This is a genomic window from Ferrovibrio sp. (assembly GCF_025869515.1).
Classification (GTDB): Bacteria; Pseudomonadota; Alphaproteobacteria; order Ferrovibrionales; family Ferrovibrionaceae; genus Ferrovibrio.
Map to the genome: position 1 here is coordinate 115,186 of NZ_JAOZVR010000091.1, position 21,196 is coordinate 136,381.

The 21,196-nt window shown below is 59.9% G+C and carries 19 protein-coding genes; 11 read left to right on the top strand and 8 right to left on the bottom strand.

Annotated elements, in window-relative coordinates; translation table 11 throughout:
• The first annotated feature begins 36 nt into the window (after window positions 1-36).
• From asnB to rimO, 8 genes are all read left to right on the top strand, one after another.
• Entirely contained in the window at window positions 37-1,836 is a 1,800-nt protein-coding gene (gene asnB / locus OJJ21_RS15220; protein ID WP_297687437.1) for an asparagine synthase (glutamine-hydrolyzing), read from the top strand.
• Window positions 1,837-1,839: 3 nt separating this feature from the next.
• Window positions 1,840-4,176: a glycosyltransferase gene (locus OJJ21_RS15225; protein WP_297687438.1), complete on the top strand. Its 2,337-nt coding sequence runs from the start codon at window positions 1,840-1,842 to the stop codon at window positions 4,174-4,176.
• Window positions 4,173-5,315, top strand: coding sequence for a hypothetical protein (locus OJJ21_RS15230; RefSeq protein WP_297687439.1), 1,143 nt, complete (start codon window positions 4,173-4,175; stop codon window positions 5,313-5,315). Before OJJ21_RS15225 ends, OJJ21_RS15230 begins: the two co-directional genes overlap by 4 nt.
• Before the next feature lie 23 nt (window positions 5,316-5,338).
• Window positions 5,339-6,274: a sulfate adenylyltransferase subunit CysD gene (cysD, locus tag OJJ21_RS15235; protein WP_297687475.1), complete on the top strand. Its 936-nt coding sequence runs from the start codon at window positions 5,339-5,341 to the stop codon at window positions 6,272-6,274.
• Window positions 6,274-8,172, top strand: a complete 1,899-nt coding sequence (gene cysN / locus OJJ21_RS15240) for a sulfate adenylyltransferase subunit CysN (RefSeq protein WP_297687440.1) — start codon at window positions 6,274-6,276, stop codon at window positions 8,170-8,172. The genes cysD and cysN overlap by 1 nt, the downstream gene beginning before the upstream one ends.
• Window positions 8,173-8,288: 116 nt before the next feature.
• A complete protein-coding gene (locus OJJ21_RS15245) occupies window positions 8,289-8,945 on the top strand; it encodes a MarR family transcriptional regulator (RefSeq protein ID WP_297687441.1) in 657 nt (218 codons plus the stop codon).
• Entirely contained in the window at window positions 8,942-9,442 is a 501-nt protein-coding gene (locus OJJ21_RS15250; RefSeq protein ID WP_297687442.1) for a transcription termination/antitermination NusG family protein, read from the top strand. The genes OJJ21_RS15245 and OJJ21_RS15250 overlap by 4 nt, the downstream gene beginning before the upstream one ends.
• Before the next feature lie 53 nt (window positions 9,443-9,495).
• Complete coding sequence (gene rimO / locus OJJ21_RS15255; RefSeq protein WP_297687443.1) at window positions 9,496-10,836, top strand: 30S ribosomal protein S12 methylthiotransferase RimO; 1,341 nt, start codon at window positions 9,496-9,498, stop codon at window positions 10,834-10,836.
• Here rimO and OJJ21_RS15260 read toward each other — a convergent pair.
• Window positions 10,831-11,772, bottom strand: a complete 942-nt coding sequence (locus tag OJJ21_RS15260; protein ID WP_297687444.1) for a Gfo/Idh/MocA family oxidoreductase — start codon at window positions 11,770-11,772, stop codon at window positions 10,831-10,833. The two genes, rimO and OJJ21_RS15260, sit on opposite strands and share 6 nt — an antisense overlap.
• Window positions 11,773-12,062: 290 nt before the next feature.
• Here OJJ21_RS15260 and OJJ21_RS15265 point away from each other — a divergent pair, with 290 nt between their 5' ends.
• Together OJJ21_RS15265 and OJJ21_RS15270 are read left to right on the top strand one after the other, a co-directional pair.
• Window positions 12,063-13,430 (top strand): DapH/DapD/GlmU-related protein, encoded by a 1,368-nt coding sequence (locus OJJ21_RS15265; RefSeq protein WP_297687445.1) that lies wholly within the window; start codon window positions 12,063-12,065, stop codon window positions 13,428-13,430.
• On the top strand, window positions 13,427-14,563 hold the full coding sequence (locus OJJ21_RS15270) for a DegT/DnrJ/EryC1/StrS family aminotransferase (protein WP_297687446.1): 1,137 nt from the start codon (window positions 13,427-13,429) through the stop codon (window positions 14,561-14,563). The genes OJJ21_RS15265 and OJJ21_RS15270 overlap by 4 nt, the downstream gene beginning before the upstream one ends.
• 45 nt (window positions 14,564-14,608) lie before the next feature.
• On the opposite strand, the gene OJJ21_RS15275 is transcribed toward OJJ21_RS15270, so the two are convergent.
• Both OJJ21_RS15275 and OJJ21_RS15280 read right to left on the bottom strand, forming a co-directional pair.
• A complete protein-coding gene (locus tag OJJ21_RS15275) occupies window positions 14,609-15,301 on the bottom strand; it encodes a TylF/MycF/NovP-related O-methyltransferase (RefSeq protein ID WP_297687447.1) in 693 nt (230 codons plus the stop codon).
• Window positions 15,302-15,514: 213 nt separating this feature from the next.
• Window positions 15,515-15,868: an amidohydrolase family protein gene (locus OJJ21_RS15280; protein WP_297687448.1), complete on the bottom strand. Its 354-nt coding sequence runs from the start codon at window positions 15,866-15,868 to the stop codon at window positions 15,515-15,517.
• Here OJJ21_RS15280 and OJJ21_RS15285 point away from each other — a divergent pair.
• Window positions 15,854-16,078 (top strand): amidase family protein, encoded by a 225-nt coding sequence (locus OJJ21_RS15285; RefSeq protein ID WP_297687449.1) that lies wholly within the window; start codon window positions 15,854-15,856, stop codon window positions 16,076-16,078. The genes OJJ21_RS15280 and OJJ21_RS15285 overlap by 15 nt on opposite strands.
• 100 nt (window positions 16,079-16,178) lie before the next feature.
• Here the strand turns inward: OJJ21_RS15285 and OJJ21_RS15290 are convergent, their stop codons facing one another.
• Genes OJJ21_RS15290 through OJJ21_RS15310 form a run of 5 tightly spaced genes read right to left on the bottom strand, consistent with a single transcriptional unit; the run spans window position 16,179 to window position 21,193 of the window.
• Window positions 16,179-17,408 carry an amidohydrolase family protein gene (locus OJJ21_RS15290; protein WP_297687450.1) on the bottom strand — a complete coding sequence of 410 codons (1,230 nt, stop codon included), beginning with the start codon at window positions 17,406-17,408 and terminating at the stop codon, window positions 16,179-16,181.
• Between the two features lie 31 nt (window positions 17,409-17,439).
• Window positions 17,440-18,267, bottom strand: coding sequence for an ABC transporter permease (locus tag OJJ21_RS15295; protein WP_297687451.1), 828 nt, complete (start codon window positions 18,265-18,267; stop codon window positions 17,440-17,442).
• A gap of 3 nt (window positions 18,268-18,270) precedes the next feature.
• Window positions 18,271-19,311 (bottom strand): extracellular solute-binding protein, encoded by a 1,041-nt coding sequence (locus OJJ21_RS15300; RefSeq protein WP_297687452.1) that lies wholly within the window; start codon window positions 19,309-19,311, stop codon window positions 18,271-18,273.
• Window positions 19,308-20,387, bottom strand: a complete 1,080-nt coding sequence (locus OJJ21_RS15305; protein ID WP_297687453.1) for an ABC transporter ATP-binding protein — start codon at window positions 20,385-20,387, stop codon at window positions 19,308-19,310. The genes OJJ21_RS15300 and OJJ21_RS15305 overlap by 4 nt, the downstream gene beginning before the upstream one ends.
• Window positions 20,387-21,193, bottom strand: a complete 807-nt coding sequence (locus OJJ21_RS15310) for an ABC transporter permease (protein ID WP_297687454.1) — start codon at window positions 21,191-21,193, stop codon at window positions 20,387-20,389. Before OJJ21_RS15310 ends, OJJ21_RS15305 begins: the two co-directional genes overlap by 1 nt.
• Window positions 21,194-21,196: the final 3 nt, after the last annotated feature.

Sequence of the window (21,196 nt, forward strand, 5' to 3'; positions counted from 1 at the left end):
CAGCCAAACAAGCGCAATCTGTATAGAGACATAACGATGTGCGGAGTTGTCGGAATTTTCCTGAACCGGCCGTTGCGGCCAGATGATGTTGCGCTCGGCCGCGCCATGCAGGCCGCATTGAAGTATCGCGGGCCGGATGCCGAAGGGGAATGGCAGGATCAGGATGCCGGCGTGTGGCTTGGTCATACCCGTCTGGCCATCCAGGACCTGTCGGCTGCCGCCAGCCAGCCGATGCTGTCCTCCAGCCATACGGCGCTGACATACAACGGCGAGATATACAATTTTCCCGCCCTTCGCGCTGATCTTCTCCAGCATGGAGACCATTTCGTTTCTGATGGCGATACCGAAGTCCTGCTGCATGGCTGGAACAGATACGGCAAGGCCTTCCTGGAACGCATCGATGGCATGTTTTCATTCGCACTGTGGGATGGCGAGCAAGCCTGGCTAGCCGGCGATGCCTTCGGTGAAAAAACCCTTTATGTGGCGGAAACGCCGGATGGCATATATGCCTGCTCGGAACTCGCACCTCTTGCCAGGCTGCTGGAGGCCGACGCCAGCCTGTCCGGTGACCTGCTCTGCGCTTTCCTGGCACTCGGCTACATACCTGCCCCGCAAACCGCGCGTGCAGGCATAAGGCGTCTGGCGCCCGCCGGCATCCTGCAGATAAAGCGCGGCAGGATCGTCGCCGAAAGCTCGCATTGGTCACTGCCGGTGCCGCAGATCGGCAAAGGCGAACCGGAACCCTTGACCGAGACCGAACTCGATTCACTCTGCGACAGCCTGTGCACGTCTCTGCGCGGTCGGCTGATATCGGATGTTCCGGTCAGCCTGTTTCTTTCCGGCGGCATCGACAGCGGATTGATCGCCGCCCTCTGCGCCAAGGAACTCTCTACAAAACTGCCTTGCGTCACGGTCCGCTTCAGTACCGATGATGGGGATGAATGTCATACGGCCAGCGCCGTGGCCAAACACCTCGGCCTACCGCACCAGATCGTCGACAGCCAGAGCGGCAACACGTCTCTGGATGCCGATACCCTGCTCGGCCTTTTCGGCCAGCCGAATGACAATCTAACTGTCGCTGCCGTACATCAGATGTCGACTGCCGCTACCGCCCTTGGCTATACGGTCGGCCTGACCGGCATGGGCGGCGATGAACTGCTCATTGGCTATCAGAAGGCAAGTTTCCTGTGGCGCTACCGGCACCTGTTCGATATGCCCTGGCCGCTCCGCAAGGCGCTCGATCCGGTTTTCGCAGCCGGCGCCGTGTTCAACAGCCGGGCGGCAACCGCACGCGCCCTGAGCAGGCAGCCGAACTGGCTGCGATACCTGACGATCAAGAACCAGCCGGGCAACGAACTGCTCCGCGACATATCGGGCTTCGATTCATGGGCCAGCCGCAACTTCGGGCATTCCGGCCCCGCCTGGCTGGAAGCGGCAGCATTCGATGCAGGCTCTGTGATGCCATCGAGCCAGTTGCCTGCCCTCGACCTGGGCAGCATGCGAGCCAGTCTTGAGCTCAGGACACCCTTCCTGTCGCGCATGCTGTTCGAGCAGGTTGCCAAACTCGATCCTCGCCGCCTGGTGTCTCGCGGCCAGAAGGAACCCCTGCGACGGCTACTGCGGCGATACCTGCCGGAGAGCATAACAAGCCTGCCCAAGCGTGGTTTCATCCTGCCGCAGAGCCGATTTCTCGCGCAACATCCGGGGAAGACTCCGGAAGTGCCGGGCGTGCCGGCGGCAGTCAGCACCGCTTTATGGGAGCGCAGGACAGAGATCGGCTACGAGCGTCTGGCCGTGCGCCTGGCCCTGGCCGAACGTTATCTTGCGAATGGCTGACGCATGCGCCTGCTGATCGCGGTTCGGCTGTCCTCGGGGCTGCGCTCCTCGGTGACGACAGGTCACTGGCGCCCCAGCGGCTCGCCGGCGATATACAAGCTGATCGAAGGCCTGCATCAGAATGGCCATGCCATCAAGCTGATTTTGGTCGATCGCGATACCATCACAGATGGCAAGCCACAGGTTTTGCGACTTGAGGGGCTCGACATCGACATACAGCGATTGCCGGTGCCGAAGATGTTCAGCCGGCTGCCGCGGCAACTGCAGACGATAGCAACCGAACTGTATCACGCCTTCGGCATCTGGCGGATCGGACGACACTACCGGCCGGACGCCGTCTATCTGGATCGCGCCATGCTGTGGCCGGCTGGCCTGCTAGCCCGGTTTTCCCGATGGCCGGTGATCTGGCGCGTGCTTGGGATCAGTCCGAATCTGCAGGAAGCCTTCCATGGCCAACGCCTGAATCACAAGGCGATGCGCTGGTTGATGCAGTCGCCATTTTCATCCGTTATCTGCAGCCGGGATGGCAGCGGCGGTGACGCCTGGTTGCCGCGCCTGCTCGCCCCGCAGATTCCGAGCGCGGTTCTGCTCAATGGCGTCGATCAGCCGGACGCGCCCAATCCGTCAGCACCGGCACTGAACATACCAGCATCCGATACTGTCGTGACCTTCCTCGGCAGGCTGGACCACCTGAAGAATCTACAACTGTTCGTTGCCGGGTTTGCACAGGCGGCAGCCAGACAACCTGGCCTGCACGCCCTTGTCGTCGGCAACGGCGAAGAGAGGGCATGGCTGGAGCAAAGACTCCAATCGCCCGACTGCAGTGCGATCACCTTTATACCTGGCGTTCCGCATGATCAGGTTTCCGGCATTCTTGATCTGACCGATATATATGTGTCGCTGAATGCCATGGGCAATCTCAGTAACGCCAATCTGGAGGCGATAAAATCCGGCCTTTGTTTGGTGATCCCCAAAGCGGATCCCGATACGGCAAGGGACGTCGACACCGACAATTTCCTTCCTGAAACGTCCGCATTGCGGATCGACATGAATGAGATATCTCTGGCAGATGCCTTGATCCATCTCCATCGCAATCCCGGCGAGCGCATCGCACGCGCCGCTGAAACAGCAAAGATCGGCGCCACTCTGCAGACATGGCAAGCCAGAATCGATACCGAAATCGACTTGATCAGCGATGCCATCCGGAACAGTCGCACGACCGACATCGCATTTGTCATCGCCGATCTTCAGGCCGGCGGCGCCCAGCGCGTGGCAACCATTCTGATGCAGGCCTTACACCGGCGCGGCCACCGGATTTCCCTGATCACATTCTCCAGCGAAAGCGAAGATATTCTGCCCGTCGCGCCGGGGATACGCCGCATCGCACTTCCGGCGAATGGGAACAGCGGGAACGTTTTCTCCGCGCTGTATGGAAATATCCGACGCATCCTCCTGCTCCGGCGTGCATTATCTTGGTTGCAGGCGCCGGTTGTTGTCTCCTTCATTGGCAGTACCAATATCGTCGCCGCTCTGGCCAGCCTGTTCTCACCATGGCGCCTACTCATCTCGGAGCGGAACGATCCCGCCCGCCAAAGCTTGGGAAAGGTATGGAATATCCTGCGTCGTCGCCTTTACCCCCTGGCTGACGTCATTACGGCCAACAGTGCCGGTGCCATACAAAACATGGCAGGCTGGGTCAGCCCGGACCGACTGAAGCTGGTCCGCAATCCATTGCCGTCCACCGCATTCTGCGCCGAGCAGCCGCCGTCACAGCGCGAGCAGGTCATTCTTGCCGTCGGCCGCCTGCAACCGCAGAAAGGCTTCGACATTCTGATCGAAGCTCTTGCACGCCTCGATATCCCGCCGACCTGGCGTCTTGCCATTGCCGGCACCGGCCCTCTCGAGGCTGATTTGAAAGCCATGGCAGTTAAAAACGGCGTCGCGGATCGAATTGACTGGCTAGGCTTCGTAACGGACATGCCTCGCCTTTATGCCAGGGCTGCGATCTTTGCCCTTCCTTCCCGCTATGAAGGAACGCCGAATGCCCTGCTGGAAGCTATGGCGGCTGGCTGTGCCTGTGTGGCGGCGGATACAGCACACGGTGCCGTCGAACTGATCGCTTCGGACTCGAACGGCATACTCTGCCGCGGTAACGACCGCGATGCATTGGCCGCCGCCCTCTCGGTGCTCACTGTCCGGCCAGACATGCAGGATCGTCTCGGAGCCGGTGCCCAGGCCACGGCCAGGCAATATGAGAGCGAAGGCGTAGTGGACGAATGGGAAGTTCTGTTCGGAATCCGCGATTCTGCCGGCATGCATACCGGGGCAGACCGGCGATGACGACCCGCATTCATGTTCTCACCGCTCCCCGGCTGACCAATGCCGGCTACTGCTTCCTGTGGCCCTTGCTGCGGTTCCGTGCCGCACTCGGCGAAACGGGTATTTCCATTCGCCTGCTCTATGACCTGGAAGCACCCGGTCTGGCCGATTGCGACATCCTGCTTATCGAAGCGCGTGCACTGGGCGAGATGCGCAATGGCCATCAGGCCAGACTGCTGGAACTCGTTGCCCGCCTGTCTGAGCAGACAACCGTTGTCTGGGCAGATAATTACGACAGCAGCGGGCAGGTTTTTGCCGAAATCCTGCCCATCGTTCACGGTTACTGGAAATCGCAACTTCTGGCGGACCCGAGGATGTACGGCCAGCCCCATTACGGCGGCCGTATTTATACCGACTACTATCATTCCAGATTTGGCATAGAGGACGACACGGCGCAGGCCAGTACGCCCATTACGGATGAAGCTCTCCTGCGCCGCCTTGCAGTGTCATGGAATATGGGGTTATCCGATCACAGCGCCGGGGCGCGCTGGATGGAATATTTTTACGCCCGCCTCCACCTGCCTCTGTTCATGCAAGCACCGGCCGGTTTTCACCCGCCGGCCGCGCCACGACCACAGCAACTCTCCGCCCGCTTTGGAAAGAATTACGCGCGTCGCACCATTGCGTTCCAGCGTGCCCGGCTGCTGGAGGCCCTGCACGGGCGGATTGCGACAAACCGCATCAGCCGCACCGCCTTCCGGCGTGAACTGCGGTCGTCCCGCGCTGTCCTATCGCCGTATGGCTGGGGCGAAGTCTGCCTGCGGGATTTCGAGATATTCCTCTCCGGTGCAGCGCTGATCAAACCGGACATGGATCATTTGAGGACGTGGCCGAACTGGTATCGCCAGGCTGAGACCTATTACCCGATAAAATGGAATATGTCCGACCTTGACGCCGTTCTCGAAAGTATTACGACAGTCCCCGTCCTGGCCCAGGACATCGCCCGCAACGGGCAGATGCTTTATTATCAGCACACTGCGGGCAAACAGGCCGCAGGATCCTTCAGCACGCATCTGAACCAACTTATCAGGTCGCTCTCGCAGGACACCCAGGCCCTGCAGAAGCAACCCAAACCGAACACGACAGAAACCACCGCATGAGTTCCGCAATGACATCCCCGCCAATGCCAGATTCACCTCAACCCGGACATTCCGGAACCGCCGATCTGACGCATCTGCGGCGCCTTGAGGCAGAGAGCATTCATATTTTCCGCGAAGTGGCGGCGCAATTCCGTAAGCCGGTCATGCTGTATTCGATCGGCAAGGACAGTTCGGTAATGCTGCATCTGGCTCTGAAGGCCTTCTGGCCCTCCAAACCGCCCTTCCCGTTCATGCATGTTGATACGACATGGAAGTTCCGGGAAATGATCGAGTTCCGAGACCGGCGCGCCAAGGAACTGGGCCTCGACCTTATTGTCCATATCAACGAAGAAGGAGTGCGCGATGGCATCGGCCCCCTCTCGCATGGCTCGGCAGTTCACACCGACATCATGAAAACCCAAGGTCTCAAACAGGCTCTCAACAAGCACGGGTTTGATGCCGCCTTCGGCGGTGCTCGCAGAGACGAAGAAAAAAGCCGTGCCAAGGAGCGTGTCTTTTCTTTCCGCACCGCAACACATCGCTGGGACCCGAAGAACCAGAGGCCGGAACTCTGGCGCCTGTACAACGGCCGCATCAAGGACGGGGAAAGCATTCGGGTATTTCCGCTATCGAACTGGACCGAGTTCGATATCTGGCAGTACATCTATCTTGAGAAAATCCCCGTTGTGCCGCTCTACTTTGCAAAACCGCGTCCAGTTATCCAGCGCAGCGGCAGCCTGCTCATGGTCGATGACGATCGCATGACGTTGCAGCCCGGTGAAGTCCTGGAGGAACGCTGGGTCCGTTTCCGGACACTGGGCTGCTACCCCCTGACCGGCGCCATCGAAAGCCGCGCGCAGACGCTGCCAGAGGTGATCCGGGAAATGCTGCTGACAAGAACCAGCGAGCGACAGGGCCGCCTGATCGACAGCGACCAGGCGGCGTCGATGGAAGTCAAGAAGCAGGAGGGTTACTTCTAATGGTCAAGCATATGGAGGCTCCCGCCGAAGCCGGGTCCTACCTGCTGCAGCATGAGCAGAAAGACCTGTTGCGTTTCATCACGTGCGGATCGGTCGATGACGGAAAGTCCACACTCATTGGTCGGTTGCTTTTTGACAGCAAGCTCCTGCTCGAGGATCAACTGACCGCGCTCGAGAAAGACTCGAGCCGCTATGGCACAACCGGCAGCGGCGAACTCGATCTGGCGCTGCTTGTCGACGGTCTCGCCGATGAGCGCGAGCAAGGCATTACCATCGACGTCGCCTACAGGTTCTTCGCTACCGAAAAGCGCAAATTCATCGTCGCCGACACGCCGGGCCACGAGCAGTATACCCGCAATATGGCCACCGGTGCCTCGATGGCTGACTTGGCCGTCCTGCTGGTAGACGCTCGGAAGGGTTTATTGCCGCAAACCCGGCGGCACAGTTACATCGTTTCCCTGCTCGGCATCAAGCATGTTGTTCTTGCGATCAACAAGATGGATGCGGTTTCCTGGGACAGAGATACATACGAGCGCATGGTCGCCGAATATCGCGAGTTTGCAATCAAGCTGGACATTCCCAACGTGACCTGCATCCCGGTTTCGGCTCTGCTGGGCGACAACATCACCCGCCGCAGCAGCGCCATGCCCTGGTACGATGGAGCCACGCTGATCGATCACCTCGAAGAGGTGGAAGTCGGCGGGGACGTGACGTCGGCACCATTTCGTATGCCCGTGCAATGGATCAACCGGCCCGATCAGGATTTCCGCGGTTATTCCGGTACGATCGCCAGCGGCATGGTTTCTCCTGGCGACAGCATCGTTATCGCCCCTAGCGGTCGAACCTCGAAAATCGAGCGTATCGTCACATCTGGCGGCGACCTGCAGCAGGCCGTCGCCAATCAGGCGGTCACGATTACGCTTGCCGATGAGGTCGACGTCAGCCGCGGCGATGTGTTGGCCGACTCGAAGATACCGCCGGAATCTAGCGATCAGTTCTCGGTCCATATCCTCTGGATGTCTGCCGATGCCATGCTTCCGGGGCGCCCCTACCTGCTCCGTATCGGCAGCATCATGGTCGGCGCTCAGATCACGGAGATCAAATATACGGTCAATGTGAATACGCTTGAGCATACGGCGGCGCGCCATATAGACTTGAACGAAGTCGGTGTTTGCAACCTGGCCCTCGATCGGCCGATCCCCTTCGATCCCTATCGTAAGAACCGCGATATGGGCGGCTTCATCCTGATCGACCGCATCACCAATGCGACAGTCGGTTGCGGGATGATCTCTTTTGCTCTGCGGCGGGCATCGAATATCCATTGGCAGGCGCTCAAGGTCGGCAAGGCCGACCGCGCCGGCCTAAAACAGCAAAAGCCCTGCATTGTCTGGTTTACCGGTCTGTCGGGCGCCGGGAAGTCCACGATTGCCAATCTCGTCGAGCGCAATCTCTTCGAGCTCGGGCGGCACACCGTTCTGCTGGATGGCGACAATATCCGGCATGGTCTGACCAAGAATCTGGGCTTCACCGCTGAAGACAGAGTGGAGAATATCCGGCGTGTCGCCGAGGTTGCCAAGCTGATGACCGAGGCAGGATTGATCGTTCTCGTCAGCCTGATTTCGCCCTTCCGCAGCGAACGCCAGATGGCGCGGGAAATCGTTCCTCCGGGTGAATTCCTTGAGGTCTTTGTGGATGCCCCGCTGGAGGTATGCCGCACGCGTGATCCGAAAGGCCTGTACAAGAAGGCCTATGCTGGCGAATTACCGAATTTCACTGGTATCGACAGCCCATACGAGCCCCCGGTCGATGCCGATCTTCACCTGAACTCGGCCGATCAGACACTTGAGGCCTGCGGGGAGGCTGTACTCGCCATGCTGTCCCAGCGCGGTATCGTTTAAATCCTGCCAGATTCACTGCCCGGAGACGAAGATACCTCTGGCCCATACTGGGTTTTAAGTCCTAGATTGGGCCATTTCCGATTGACCAAGCCAGACCACTCGCTTATGTTCATGCCATGAACGAAAATGGCGCATCGGACGGAAAGCCGGATTCCGCGACCTTGGCGGCGCTGTTGCACGTTATCGGCAATGCCGATGAGCAACATACCCAGCGCAGCTTGGCCGTGCGCCTGGATATCGCTCTCGGGCTGGCCAATGCCCTGCTGCGGCGCTGCGTCAGCAAGGGCCTGATCAAAATCCAGAATGCCCCCGCCAGACGCTACGCCTATTATCTGACGCCGAGCGGCTTTGCCGAAAAAAGCCGTCTTGTGGCGGAGTATCTTGAAACATCGCTGAATTTCTTCCGCCGTGCGCGGATTCAGTATGAAGATATTTTTTCCGCCCTGGTGAGCCGGGGGGTTACCAAGGTCGCCATTGCCGGCAGCGGCGAACTGGCCGAGATAGCCCTCCTGTCAGCTTCTGCAGCCGGCATGACGATCTGCGCCGTTATTGCTCCGGGCCGCAATGAAGGCCTTTTCCACAATCGCGCTGTCGTCAGCGACCTTGCTGACGCCCTGAAACTGGGGGCGGAAGCGATCATCATTGCTGACAATACAGCGCCGCAGGCCACCTATGACCGGCTAGCGGCAGACTTGTCGGCCGATCGCCTGCATGCACCATCCCTGCTGCATATCAGTGCAGATGCGCCTCGGCGCAAAGAAAGGGCGGCATGACAAACGCCTGGTACGCCGTTTACACCCAGACGGGCAGGGAAACCGCCGCTGCGCAGCACCTGCGCAACCAGGGTTTCTCCGTCTACCTGCCGCAATACCGCAAGATGCGGCGCCATGCCGGTCGCGTCGAGGTCGTCGCGACACCCTTGTTCCCGCGCTATCTATTCGCCGGCATCGACATGCAGCAGCAGCGCTGGCGATCGGTAAATGGGACGATTGGTGTCATCGGCCTAGTGATGAGCGGCGACAAGCCGATGCCGGTGCCTGATCCGGTCATCGATGAAATCCGGGCGCGCGAAGATGAAACCGGCTTCATCAGTCTCAGCACTCCCGCATTCCGGCGCGGTCAGGCTCTGCGCATTGTCGAGGGGCCGATGGCGGATACCCAGGCCCTGTTCGAAGAAACCATCGACAACAACCGAGCTATCCTATTGATATCCCTAATGGGTCGCCTTGTGCGCACGCAGATGCCTTTGCGCCAGGTCGAAGCCGCCTGAATCGTCGGCGCCAGACTGGTCATCGCCCTGTTTCGGGCGTATAAGCCGCCGCCATGACCAAAACCATGCCCCCTCCTGCCAACCCAGCCCCCAAGGTCGGCATCGTCAGCCTTGGCTGCCCCAAGGCCTTGGTCGATTCCGAGCGCATCATCACCAAGCTGCGTTCGGAGGGCTATGCCATTTCCGGCTCCTACGATGCCGCCGAAGTGGTGCTTGTAAACACCTGCGGTTTCCTCGACAGCGCCAAGCAAGAATCGCTGGAGGCAATTGGCGAGGCGATGCGCGAGAACGGCCGCGTCATTGTCACCGGCTGCATGGGTGTCGAAGCGGAAAAGATCCGCGGCATGTTCCCCGACGTTCTCGCGGTTACCGGGCCCCAACAATACGAAGCCGTCATCAAGGCTGTGCATGAGGCGGTTCCGCCGGAGCACAATCCCTATGTCGATCTGGTCCCGCCGCAAGGCATAAAGCTGACGCCACGCCATTATGCGTATCTGAAAATTTCAGAAGGCTGCAACCATAGCTGCAGCTTCTGCATCATCCCCTCGATGCGCGGAAAGCTGCAAAGCCGACAGTCGAACGATGTGCTGTACGAGGCAGAACGTCTGGTCAAGGCTGGTGTCAAGGAACTGCTGGTCATCTCGCAGGATACCTCGGCTTACGGCACCGACATTCGCCATGCCGAAAGCCAGTGGCGCGATCGGAAGGTCAAAGCGCGCCTGACAGAACTATGCGACGCCATGGGCAGCCTCGGCGCCTGGATTCGCCTGCACTACGTCTATCCCTATCCCCATGTCGACGAGATCATCCCGTTGATGGCCGAGGGCAAGCTACTGCCCTATCTCGATATTCCGTTCCAGCATGCCAAACCCAGAATCCTGAAAAGCATGCGACGGCCGGGCAATCAGGAGAAACTCCTGGCGCGCATCCGGAGCTGGCGTGAGATCTGTCCTGACCTGGCAATCCGCTCGACCTTCATCGTGGGCTTCCCGGGCGAAACCGAAGCCGACTTCGAATTCCTGCTGCAATGGATGGAAGAGGCTCAGCTCGATCGCGTCGGCTGCTTCAAATATGAAGATGTGGAAGGCGCTTCCGCCAATGCCCTGCCCGGACATGTTCCGGCTGAGGTCAAGCAAGACCGCTGGGAACGCTTCATGATGACCCAGCAAAAGATCAGTGCGCAGTGTCTGAAACGCTTCGTCGGCCGCACTCTGGACGTCATCGTCGACGAGGCCAAACGCACGACCGCGACTGGCCGCAGCTATGCCGATGCACCGGAGATCGACGGTATCGTGAAGATCAGGCAGGCTCCCGGCGTGCAGGTCGGGGACATGATCAAGGTGAAGATCGAAAAAGCCGGCCCATACGATCTGAGCGGCTCAGCCGTCTTATGAAATCGAACGGCAGAGTGGATGATATTCGCCCACCAGGCCGACCGGTACTGCCTGACGAATGGCATAGACAGCTTCTATGCTCGGCCGCGCTTCCTGGAGGCCGAAGCCATTGCCCTTGAGGATTTCGGCATAACTTGCGGTATGTAGGTCCGCAAACCCCTCCGAGAATTCAAGCTCCTCGCCATCGATCTGGATGGAGCGGTGTGTCCGTTTACCGGCTGCGATATCGGGCGGTAGGTGGCGCGCATCGATGGACAGGAACCAGCGCACACGGGCCTGACGGTAGGTGAGATACCCGGCGGCGCAGTCATCACGATGAACATGAACGGTGTTTTCTTGGCATTCGCCGAAAACCCACTGCAGCATGTCGAAGAAATGCACGCCGATATTGGTCGCGATCCCACCGGACTTCTGGATGTTGCCCTTCCAGCTACTGCCGTACCAGTGGCCGCGCGATGTAATATAGGTCAGGTCCACGTCGAACCGTTTCGCAGCCGGGGCCTTGGCGATCCGTTCACGCAGCTGCCGGATCACCGGATGCAGGCGCAGTTGTAGGACATTATAAATCTTCGCTCCGGTCTCCTGCTCGATCTCTGACAAACCGTCGATGTTCCATGGATTGAGAACCAGCGGCTTTTCGCAGATTGCGTTCGCCCGATTGCGCAGGGCGAAACGGATATGAGCATCGTGAAGATAGTTGGGTGAGCAGATCGAGATATAGTCCACGCCATTTGCACGGCGCCGCATCTTGTCGATGTGACGATCGAATCGCTCGAATTCGGTAAAGAAATCCGCTTCGGGAAAATAACTGTCCAGAATGCCAACACTGTCGTTGGGATCGAAAGCCGCAGCAAGGTCGTTGCCGGTTTCCTTGATGGCCTTCATATGGCGCGGCGCAATGTAGCCGGCAGCCCCGATCAACGCGAATTTTTTCATTGTCTTCATTTCTCAGCTATCTGAGTGATCAGAACCATATAATCTTATCGGATTGCAAGCACCGGGCCATTCACTCGCATTTTCCCACATCCGGGCGAATCCCTGCATTTGCCGCCATCCGAATATACCGTTAAATTGGACTGCAATTGCCCTTATCCGTTCAGGGAGATGCCGTTTGATTGGCAGTACTGGCCGGACTTCGGGTGTCCAGGACTTGGGCCGGCGGGCTACCCCTGTTTTTAATTGCCAAGACATACCCAATCTTAATATGACGCATCAATCATCGAAACATGCTGCACTCGACAAGATTAGATAAAAATTGGGCCGTTGTTCCCGGCGATCACTGGACCGCCCCGGCCCTGGCAATAGAGGAGGGGGCTGCAGCGACTTGGGATGCGGCGACCCTCGCCGTGATTGCAGCACCGCTGCCGGAACGCCCCGCCCTGATCAGACAGGCACTACAATCCGGTAAATCTGTGATTTGCCTTGGGATCGCCGCCGACAGCTTGGTCGAAGCCGTGGCCTTGGATGCGCTCGGGCGGCAATCCGACCGGCGGCTGACATGCCTGCCGGCCAGCGGCGTCAATGCGTCTTCAACCCTGGCCCCGTTTCTCGCTGATGGCTTCGGGACCCTCCGCAGCTTGCGGATCGAAAGATACGGCAAGGACCTGAATGTCTGGGATGAGGTCGGCGAAGGCCTGGCCATTCTGGCGGCCCTGATCGCTGCACCCTGCCCAAACTTGACCGTCGATGCCACACCATCAACCGATATCCTAAGCGTGAACCTGCGCTATCCCGCCTGCACCGCCCAGCTTCTCGTCTCCGCGCAACACCCCCGACGCCGTGAATGCATAACCATGGTCGGGGATGGCGGCCGCATCACCTGGGACAATGAGATGGTGACGTTCGAATCAGCCGCCGGCAGGACTAGCACGACGCCGACCCCGCCACAGAACCGTTATGTTGCAGCACTCACCGCGTTCAGAAAAGGCGTGCCCGACCCGGGCCTGGATATCGCCTACACACTGGAAGCGATCCGGAGCGAAACCAGAGCACATCATCCCGTTGCATCCGGCAACATGCGGGCCAGCGTCACCGGCGCCACGGTGCATCCGACAGCATGGATAGATTCCGGCGTTACGATTGGCACAGACAGCAGTATATGGCATTTCAGCCATATCCTCAGCCGGGTCCAGATCGGCCGAAACGTCGTGATAGGCCAGAATGTGATGATCGGCCCCGACGTGCAGGTCGGCGACAACTGCAAGATCCAGAACAACGTTTCGCTCTACAAAGGCGTGACTCTGGAAGATGGCGTTTTTTGTGGGCCATCCTGTGTGTTCACGAACGTCAACAATCCGCGTGCCCATATCGAGCGCAAGAACGAGTTCCGCCATACCCTGGTCAAACGCGGCGCCTCGATCGGCGCCAATGCGACAATTGTCTGCGGCAATACCTTGGGGGCCTACTGCTTCATCGCCGCCGGCGCCGTTATCACGTCGGATGTACCCGATTTTGCCATGATGGCCGGCGTGCCCGCACGTCGGATAGGCTGGATGTCACATGCTGGTGTCAAGCTCGGCCCCGACCTGACATGCCCCATCGAAGGCCGGCGGTATCGCCAAGTATCTCCTGACAGGTTAGAAGAAATTTCATGACCGTTGCGCCCGTTGCATTTGTCGATCTGCAAGCCCAGAGACAGCGTCTTGGCAGTCGTATCGACGAGGCCCTGACCCGCGTCCTCGACCACGGCATCTTCATCATGGGACCGGAAGTGGTCGAACTGGAGCGACAACTGTCCGCTTTCTGTGGCGCTGCAGAGACCATAACCTGCGCAAATGGCACCGACGCCATCACACTGGTCATGATGGCCGAGCAGATCGGCGAGGGCGATGCTGTCTTTATGCCGTCCTTTACATTTGTCGCCACGGCTGAGGCCACGGTTCTGCGTGGTGCCACGCCCTATTTCGTTGACGTCGGCCTTGATGATTTCGCCATAGACCCCGATGCATTGGAGGTCGCGATCACCGATGCCCGTCAACGTGGCCTGCGACCCAGGGCAATCCTGGCCGTCGACCTGTTCGGTTTGCCCGCCGATTACAATCGTCTGCATGCCATTGCACAGCAGCATGCAATGCTGCTGGTCGCCGATGCCGCGCAAAGCTTTGGTGGGCAGTATCACAACCGCATGGTCGGCGACCTGGCGGATTACACCACCACCAGCTTCTTTCCAGCCAAGCCGCTCGGATGCTACGGGGATGGCGGCGCCATCTTCACTGCCGATGCTGCCCGCGCCGACCTGTTGCGATCGCTGCGTTTTCACGGCAAAGGTGAAGATAAGTACGACAATGTGCGCATTGGCCTCAACAGTCGCCTCGACACGCTGCAGGCCGCAATCCTGCTGGAGAAGCTGCGCATTTTCCGGGACGAATTGATGACCCGCGAACGGGTCGCCGCCCGTTACGATACATTGCTGAAGCTGCTGGCGCCTGCGCTTGTAGTTCCGAAAATTCCACAAGGCCTGCGGTCCGCCTGGGCGCAATACACGGTGCGATCAGCGGCGAGAGACCGCATCATCGCCGCCTGCCGGGCACGGGATATTCCGGTCAATATCTACTACCCGATCCCGCTGCACAAACAGGCCGGTTACCGCCAGTATCCCGCCAGCCCGGACGGACTGCCCGTATCGGAGCGTCTGTCACGCGAAGTCGTCAGCCTGCCCATGCATCCATACCTGTCTGACGACCAGCAGGACGAGATTGCAGCTATTGTGAAGAGCGCGCTGACCTGAACTTGGCGTAAACGACCTTGTACCCGGGCTTGGCTAAGCCTGGGCCTAGCTATGGACGTAATACCGCTTGCCGGTCCAGGAATGCAGGCGGAAATCCTTCGCCTTATCGCCGAAGACTTCACCCACAGCCTCATGTCCGCCCGGAAATTTGTTGGCGGCATGACCGTAATTCAGCGGCAGGATAATGCCACCCTTTGCCATATGCGGCAGGAAATTTTCCAGCGCTGCCTTGTTGCCGGAATAAAGATCCATCTCGGTAATGAGCAGCGCGATCGGCGGGCCGTCGTATTGTTTCGAGGTTTTCGTTACATCACCCTCAACAAGTCTGACCTGCTTGTCGATGAATTCCTGGGAGATACCTGACGCGCGGATAAACCGAAGCGTTTCCGACATCGGAACCCGCAGACCGCCGACCTGCGGCGGAATGAACTTGGCGTCCTTTGGCTGGTCGCGGTCCGAAACGCTGGGATAACCGGCGAATGTATCGAACCCGTAGATGATCCGGTCACTGCCTTCGTTCTGGGTGAGGAAGCTGAGGTAGGAAAGGCCCCGGCCATACGCCACCCCGCACTCAACCACGCAACCTTCTACTCCCTTGATCTCGCGAAACATGTCTGCCAGCAGCAGGAAGCGGGTGGCGACCGCATTGGTCACGGCCGGCTTCGGACGGGTACTTTCCAGCTTGGCCCCGAGCGGCGACAGGACGCGATTCACAACACTGAGGACAGTATCGAGCATGGGAAAGCCTTCCGATAGCGCTGCAACTGGGCACGGGCTCGCGCCGGCGACATGATGAGAACGGGCATAGCAGAAGGAGATTGCGGAAGCCAGAGGGTGCGTTACCCCATCCACACCAGAATTATCCCAACAATTACTTCCGGGCCCGGGACCCCGCCCTCTGGGGACAGCAGTCATCCGGCGGTCGTTTTGATCGTCTCGATCCGATAGAACCTAAGTGCATTCTGGCCAAAGACCTGATCTTTTTTTGTCCATCGTAAGGTTGGCAAGAACCCGATCGCTGAGCGCAATCCGCTGGTCATAACGACCAGCCAGGGTCATCACCGGCCAGTCGCTGCCGCAGAGCAGGCGCGACGGGCCGAAAAGTTCCAGCAGGATGCGCATGGCCGGCAGCAGATATCCAGCCGCCTGCCAGTGCGGACCCGCCTCGGTGAGCAGGCCCGACAGTTTGCACCAGACCTGCGGATACCGCGCCAGGTTGCGCAAATGCCTGACCCAGACGGCCAGCGCATCGGCATCGTTGCGCCAAGCCCGCAACTTCGGCTTGGCACTATGATCGATTACCACCGGCAGATCGGGATAGCGCTGCCGCAGGAGATCGCCGGCGTGCGGCAGGACACCTATATCGACTGGATCGCTATTACGACGATCACACCATTGCTCGCCTGCCCGGCGCCGGCTGTCCCGGTTGGCTTCTCCCACGATGGCTTGCCTTTTGGTATCCAGATCATCGGCCGGTCGCGATCCGAGGCCCGCCTGCTGCAAACCGGCGCCTGAATCTAACGGCTGTTCGCCCTGCCGCCGACAATCATCGAGCCGCGGCAGGGCTTGCAGACAGCGAGTGCCCGCCAGATTGGCTACGACGGCGCCGGGAATCCTAGGCTACACTCTTGTAAAACTTGCCACCCTTCACGATGACCGGGATATTTTCACCCTGGCCATCCAGCAGCGCAATATCCTTCAGCGGATCACCATTCACGACAATCATATCCGCCAGAGCGCCAACCTTGATGCAACCGAGTTCGTCCTGCATCTGAAGGATTTCCGCATTCATGACCGTCGCGCTGCGCAGGATCTCGAATGGCGACAGGACATTGGCACGGATGACAAACTCGCCGCTCTGATGCGGATGCATGCCGCCGATCAGGTCGGTGCCGAAACCGACCCTGGTCTTCGCCCGCTTGAGGATTTCAAGCGACTTCAGTCCGGCCTCCCGTACGACCTTCAGTTTCTGGATCGAGACTTCCGGCAAACCCTGGGCGCGGCCGTATTTGTCCAACGCATCGTACGTGACCAGAGTCGGCACGACGTAGGTACCGCGCTCGGTACAGAATTGCGCGGTCGGCTCGTCGATCAGATTGGCATGTTCGATGGTACGCACCCCGAAATCCGCTGCCCTGCGGATGGCTTCCGGCGTGTAAGCATGCGCCATTACATAGCGCCGCCAGGACTGGGCCTCCCACACTGCGGTGCGGATTTCCTCCTCTGAATACTGCAGCACATAAATCGGATCAGACGGTGAGGCGACACCGCCGGAAGCCATGATCTTGATCTGGGTAGCACCCCGGCGTAGTTCTTCGCGTGCCGCCTTGCGCACCTCGTCAACGCCGTCGGCAATATGGCTGAAAGCGCCGGCATTGCTGCAGCAGGCGCAGGAGGCTTCTTCAAGGCCGCGGCTGTCGCCGTGGCCACCGGTTGGGCTCAACACACGGCCGGCGAAAAACAGCCGCGGACCGGCAATGAGCCCGACTTCGGTCGCCATTGCCAGGCCATAATCTGCGCCGCCGGCATCCCGCACCGTGGTGAAGCCGCGCTGCATGGCAGCCTCCAGCATGGCGCGCGCATGCTGCCCCAGCAGGCTTTTCGGCATTCCCCCAAGCTTCCCCAGGTTGGCCTCGACCAGAACGGCATGAAAATGGGCATCGATCAGGCCTGGCAGCAGGGCCTTGCCGTTCAGCTTGATCTCCTGGGCTCCGGCCGGCTTGGTGATCGGCTTGTCGGAGACTTCCTTGATACGGTCGCCTTCGACCAGGACATGCATGCCGGGTTTCAGCTGCGGCGTTTCGCCGTCGAACAGGGCGGCGTCTGAGAACAGAATGGAGGTCATGTCGTCTTCCTTCATGCGATCGTACTGAAAATTACCGCTTGTAGCGCCGGGCAATACCGATGCTGCCGACGATGGTGAAGATCATGGTTATGGCCAGCAGAATGAAAGCCAGCGTCGCCCCGAACGGCCAGTTGTTGGCCCGGATGAACTGGTCATAGACAGCCGGCGCCATCATCTTGAACTGCGGGCCGCCGAGCAGGATCGCCGTGGCATAGGTGTTCATGCACAGCACGAAAACCAGAATGGAACCGGCCGCCACGCCAGGCAGCGCCAGCGGCAGCACAACACGGCGGAAGACCGTACCCGGCCGGGCACCTAAGTTCGCCGCCGCCTCCTCCACGCTCCGGGGAATACTCTCGATCACTGAGGCAAGCGTCAGGATCATGTATGGCAGGACCACGGCAATGATGCCGATGACAACCGCCTGTGGCGTATACATCAGCTTCAGCGGCGCACTGATGATGCCGAGCCACAGTAGCGTGGCGTTGATCAGGCCGTCGTTCCCCAGCAACGCCATCCAGCCGGCTGAACGCACCACATTACCCACCAGCAGCGGAAACAGGGTCAGGATGGTGATCAGGCTTTTCCAGCGGCTTTCGATGCGTGCCAACCAATAGGCGGCAGGGAAACCGAGGATCAGCGTCAGCAATGTACAAAGCAGGGCGATGCCGAGTGTCGTCCCCAGAACCTGCTGATAATACGGGTCGGTGACGGCCCGGATATAATTGTCGGCGCTCATCGCCTCGATCATCATCTGCGTCGGACTGAACTGGTTGAGCGATATGCGCAGCATCAGCAGCATAGGCGCAACCAGCAACCCAAGCACAAGAAGGCTGGCCGGAACGATGAGCACCGCCATGATTTACGCCTTGAACTGCTTGTTCCAGAAATCGAGAATCGCGGCATTATTTTTGACCGCATAATCGTAATCCGGCTGCAGCAGGCGAGCGCGTTCCGCCTCATTCAGGTTGATCTGCTTGGCCAGGTCCGGCGGCAGGGCGGCATCCTTGACGGTCGGCACATAACCCATCTTGTCGGCGAAGGCGATCTGTGCCTGCGGTTCGAGCATCGCATTCAGGTATTTGAAGGCGTTGTCCTTGTTCCGGGAATTCTTCGGGATCGATGCTTCGAAGACGATCGCCGGCGCACCTTCCGAAGGCACCACATGCTCCAGCGGGATGCCGGCTTTCTTCCACATGAAGCCGCGCGCAAGCCACATCACCGTGATCCAGACCTCTTCCGATTTCAGCGCCGCCGCCAGAGCCTCGTTGGAGGGATAGATTTTGGCATCCAGCGAGCGCAGTTCCATGAGCTTCTTCTGCGACGGCCCGTAATTGCTCAGACTGCCGCCGCCCGCCAGGGCCGCCGCCACGGTATTTGCACTGTAGAGAATGTCGGAGAAGCCAACCCGGCCCCGCCATTTCGGATCCCAGAGATCGGCAAACCCTTTCGGCGCCGGATTTACCTTGTTCGGGTTATAGAGCACCACCTGCGCCGAATAGATATGCGGGATGGCATATGCCTTCTGCAGGTTCGGGAAGACCGCGTTCATGCGGCTGACTTTGTCGGCGGTGACCGGCTCGAACAGGTCCTGCTGTGCCGTCAGATACATGTCGCTGTCCGACAGACAGGCGACATCCATTGTGCCACGGCGGCTCTGCTTCTCGGCCAGCAGCTTGGTCTTACGCGGATCGGCATTGGCAATGTCCTGCAGGACCTCGATACCGCCCTTGGTCTTCATGATCGGCTTGTCGATCAGATCGCCGAGCAGCTGGCCGTAGTCGCCACCCCAGGTACCGACAACGACCTGACTGGACTGGGCGCGAACACCGGGCAGCCCGGCTGTATAGGCCGCCATCGCGGCGGCGCCGGTGGTCAGCATGGTGCGACGGGTAATCGTCATGGCTCTTCTCCCTGGTTGGAACTTGGTTCGAAAGGCAGCAGTCGTACGGCGGCGACATCCCAGGTCAGGCTGACCTGATCGCCGATCTTCAGGCATCGCAGCGGACTGTCGTTTGGCGGTGGCGGCATGGAAACGAGGAAGCTGTTGCCGGAAACATCGACATGGTATTCCGACAGCGATCCAAGGTAGGTGATGGCGGAAATCCGGCCCGGGATTCCATGCCCTGTGCCGGGTCGCAGCGCGACGCGTTCAGGGCGCAGCGCGAAGATCGCCTTACCTGGCGCACTTTCCTGCGGTACCGCGAATTCCCCGCCCCAGTCGGTGCGAAACACTCCACCCGGATCGACAAAGCCGGAGATCAGGTTGCAGCGCCCGACAAAACCCGCCACGAAAGCATTGGCCGGCCGTTCATAAAGTTCTTCGGCGGTGCCGACCTGCAGCACTTTGCCGCGATCCATCACCACCAGGCGATCCGCCATGGTCAGAGCTTCCTCCTGGTCATGCGTCACGATCAGCGTCGTCAACCCAAGGCGCTGCTGCAGCGACCTGATCTGCAGTCGAACCTCAGAGCGCAGTTTGGCATCCAGGTTCGACAGCGGCTCGTCCAGCAGAAAGACCGAAGGATTGACAGCCAGAGCCCGTGCCAGCGCCACGCGCTGCTGCTGACCGCCGGACAGCTCACGCGGCAGCCGCTCGGCCAGATGATCCAGTTTGACCAGTTTCAGGGCTTCCAGAACCCCCTGCTCGCGTTCAGCCCGCCCCATCCGGCGCATCTCCAGGCCGAAAGCGACATTCTGAGCGACAGACATATGCGGGAATAGCGCATAGGACTGGAAAACCATGCCGGTATCGCGGGCATAAGGCGGCGCATGGGTGACATCCTTGCCACCGATCAAAATCTGTCCGGCAGTCGGCTCCACGAAACCGGCAACCATGCGCAGTGTCGTGGTCTTGCCGCAGCCGGACGGACCGAGCAGCGCGACCAGCTCGCCATCCCGTACCTCGAGATCGACATGCTCGACGGCCACCGCGGCGCCAAAATGCTTCGCCAGATTGCTGAGCTTCAACTGCGCCATCAGATTACCCGTGACAATTTTACAAAGCGGTCGGTCACCGCCATCAGGATACCGACCAGCAGAATCTGCACCGTCGCCACCGCCGCGAGCGTGGGATCGATGCGGAATTCGAGATAACTCAGCATCGCGACTGGCAACGTGCTGCGACCGGGCCCGACCAGCAGCATGGTCAGATCAAGATTCTCGAAACTCTGGATGAAGGAGAACATCGACGCCGCAACAATCCCGGGCCGCATCATCGGCAGCGTGATGCGCCGGAACACGGTGAACGGCCGCGCCCCCAGATTGGCCGCCGCCTCTTCCGCCGCGCGATCCAGTCCCTGGAGGCTCGCCGCAACCAGGCGCACGGTCCAGGGGATCGTCAATAACGTATGCGCCGCGATCAGGCCGCCCAGCGTGGCCGTGATATCCTGATCCAGGAAATTCTCGGCGCGGACATAAAACATATACAGCGCGGCGCCGCAGACGACACCCGGCACCGCCAGCGGCCCCAGCAGCAGGCTGTTGAATGCGCCGCGGCCCGGCAGTGGCGAACGCACCAGTGCCAACGCCGCAGCCGTGCCGATCGGCACGCCGATCAGCGTCGCCAGTGCGGCAATCTGCAGGCTGGAGACAAAACCGCGGGCGAATTCCGGCCGCTGCCAGGCATTCCAATACCAGCGCAGGGTCAGTCCATCGGGTGGGAAGCTGACGATTTCCTGCTGGAAGAAACTGATCGTCACGATCATCACTACCGGCGCGAAGATGACCATATAGGCCAGCAGCACCCAGCCGCGAAACAGCGTGCGACGCGCAACCGCCATCATCGG